Source organism: Mycobacterium sp. TH-M15, from assembly GCF_057473705.1.
In genome coordinates this window covers 1-2,355 of record NZ_JBYCLB010000504.1, presented here as the reverse complement: position 1 = coordinate 2,355, position 2,355 = coordinate 1, and the positions used below count along the sequence as shown (strand labels likewise).

General features: G+C 72.4%; 3 protein-coding genes and 1 pseudogene. 2 read left to right on the top strand and 2 right to left on the bottom strand.

The window, feature by feature from the left end:
• Nucleotides 1–788, bottom strand: a 788-nt coding sequence (locus tag AC2VNT_RS12340) for an AMP-binding protein (protein ID WP_486947134.1), incomplete at its 3' end; no start/stop codon positions are given.
• A gap of 119 nt (nt 789–907) precedes the next feature.
• Here AC2VNT_RS12340 and AC2VNT_RS12335 point away from each other — a divergent pair.
• Nucleotides 908–1,633, top strand: coding sequence for a helix-turn-helix transcriptional regulator (locus tag AC2VNT_RS12335; RefSeq protein WP_486947133.1), 726 nt, complete (start codon nt 908–910; stop codon nt 1,631–1,633).
• Nucleotides 1,626–2,132, top strand: coding sequence for a group III truncated hemoglobin (locus tag AC2VNT_RS12330; protein WP_486947132.1), 507 nt, complete (start codon nt 1,626–1,628; stop codon nt 2,130–2,132). The genes AC2VNT_RS12335 and AC2VNT_RS12330 overlap by 8 nt, the downstream gene beginning before the upstream one ends.
• Nucleotides 2,133–2,189: 57 nt before the next feature.
• On the opposite strand, the pseudogene AC2VNT_RS12325 reads toward AC2VNT_RS12330, so the two are convergent.
• A pseudogene (locus AC2VNT_RS12325) lies at nt 2,190–2,355 on the bottom strand (hypothetical protein); the annotation flags it as partial.

The following is a 2,355-nucleotide window of genomic DNA, read 5'->3' as shown; positions in this document are numbered from 1 at the left end:
AGCTCGGCCAGCCGGGCGAAGACCGGCACCGGCAGCGCGGCACTGCCGGAGACCAACAGCCGGGCGGCCCTGAGCGCGGCGGCGGCCGAGGGATCGGCGACCACCCGGGACCACACGGTGGGCACCCCGAAGTACAGCGACCCGCCGGCCTGCGCGTAGCCGGCCGGGGTCGGCTTGCCGGTGTGCACCAACCGGTTTCCCACCCGCAGCGACCCGAGCACGCCCAGTACCAGCCCGTGCACGTGGTACAGCGGCAGCCCGTGCACCAGCACGTCGTCGGCGGTCCACTGCCATGCGTCGGCCAGCGCATCCAGATCTGCCGCCAGCGCCCGCCGGCTCAGCTGGACACCCTTGGGCGGCCCGGTGGTTCCGGAGGTGTAGATGATCAGCGCGGTGTCGCATGAACCGGCCGGCTCGGCGGGCGCGGAGCCCGAGCCCGCCCCCCACCGGACCGGGATGTGCGGCAGGCCGTCCGGGTCGTCTGGCCGCTCGCCCAGCCATGCCTGCGCCGCCGAATCGGCCAGGATGTGCCGTCGCTCGGCCACCCCGATGTCGGCGGGCACCGGCACCACCACCACCCCGGCGGTCAGGCAACCGGTCACCGCGAGAACGGTGGCCGCGGTCGGAGCGGCCAGCACCGCCACCCGCTGCACCCCGGCGGCCTCGGCGATCACCGAACCGGCGGCACCGGCCAGCTCACCACGGCTCAGGGTCGCGCCGCCGATCCGGATCGCATCGGCGACGTCACCGCAACCCGCAAAATCCGGGTTCAGCGACGTCAGCAGCACGTCAATGAGGGTACCCACACCTGCGCCGGGGGGACGACCGCCCAGATACCTGTTACGACCGGTTGCTGTTAATATCAATTGTCGACGTCCGTTAAATGGGGGGCCGGAAGGCGGAAGCTATGCACGAGCAACCGACGCAGCGGCGTCACCCGGGCCGCATCCAGCGGTTACCCCGCAACCAGCAGCGGGAACGGGTGCTGCGGCTGGTCCGCGAACACGACGGGGCGGTCGACGCCACCGAGCTCGCCGCCCTGATGGACCTGCACGTCACCACGGTGCGTTTCCACCTGGACGCGCTCTGCGCGGACGGCACCGTTGCCCGCACCCGGATCAAGCGCGGCGGCGTCGGGCGTCCGCGCACCGGTTACGCCGCGGTCCGCGAGCGGCTGGACTATCGGGTCCTGGCCGAAGTGCTGGCGATGGAGCTCGGTGAGACCGACGCCGAACGCCGGCCCCGCGCCGAGCGGGCCGGCCGCAAATGGGCCGAGCGGATCCTCGCCGAGCGACCCGTCGGCCCGGAGCGCCCGTCCAGGCCGGCAAGCAGCGGCATCGACGGGTTGACCCAGACGATCACCCAGGTCTTCAACCGGATGGGGTTCGACCCTGAGCTGGACGCGGTCGTCGCCGGCGACCGGGAGCGCAGCATGCGGCTCTACGGCTGCCCGGTCCGCGACCTGGCCCAGTGCCACCCAGAGGTGAGTTGCAGCATGCACCTGGGTTTGCTGCGCGGGCTGCTCGACCCCGGCGCCGACGACGAGAGCGGCCAAGGGCAGCACCTGCGCGCCGAGCTGGAGCCGTTCGTCGAGCCCGAGCTGTGTGTCGCCCGGGTGATCGTTGATGACTGAGCTGGCCGTGCCGGGGCTCGCCGCAGGCCGGGATCTCGCCGACCGGGCCGACGTGCAGGCGCTGCTGCGGCGCTTCTACGGGCAGGTGCTGGTCGACGCCGTCCTGGCCGGGCCCTTCGCCGGGGTGCGCGAAGTCACCGGGCTGGACGCGCACATCCCGGTGATGACGGACTTCTGGGAGACGATGTTGTTCCACACCCGCCGTTACCACGGCCGGGTGCAGGACGTGCACCGACCGGTGCACGCGCGCACCGAGTTGTCGTCCGGGCATTTCATCCGCTGGCTGACCACCTGGTACGACACCGTCGACGACATGTACGACGGGCCGCTGGCCGAGCGGGCGAAACGGCAGGCCGCCCGGATCGCCTGGGCGATGCACCGGGCGCTCACCGGAGCGGATGCGCCCGAACTCAACACGCTGGTGCAGCGCTGCAGCGAGCTGGCCGGCTCGGTGCGGTCGCGCGCCGATCAGCCGCGCACCGGCGGCGCGATGACCTGACGGGGCAGCCGGTCCGGGCTCGGGTAGGCGACGGCCACGTCCGTCTGCCCGCTCACCTCACCCGGCGGCGGCTTTCTTGTGCCTCATGTTCATCTCGGCACGGCATCGCTGCACCATGTGCGGGTGGTGCAGCTCGAAAGCCGGCCGCTCGGAACGGATCCGGGGCAGCTCGGTGAAGTTGTGCCGCGGCGGCGGGCAGCTGGTCGCCCACTCCAGCGAGTTG

Excerpts from the sequence above, each read along its gene's own strand:
- AC2VNT_RS12335 (WP_486947133.1), top strand. The coding sequence starts at position 908 with ATGCACGAGCAACCGACGCAGCGGCGTCACCCGGGCCGCATCCAGCGG.
- AC2VNT_RS12330 (WP_486947132.1), top strand. The coding sequence starts at position 1,626 with ATGACTGAGCTGGCCGTGCCGGGGCTCGCCGCAGGCCGGGATCTCGCC.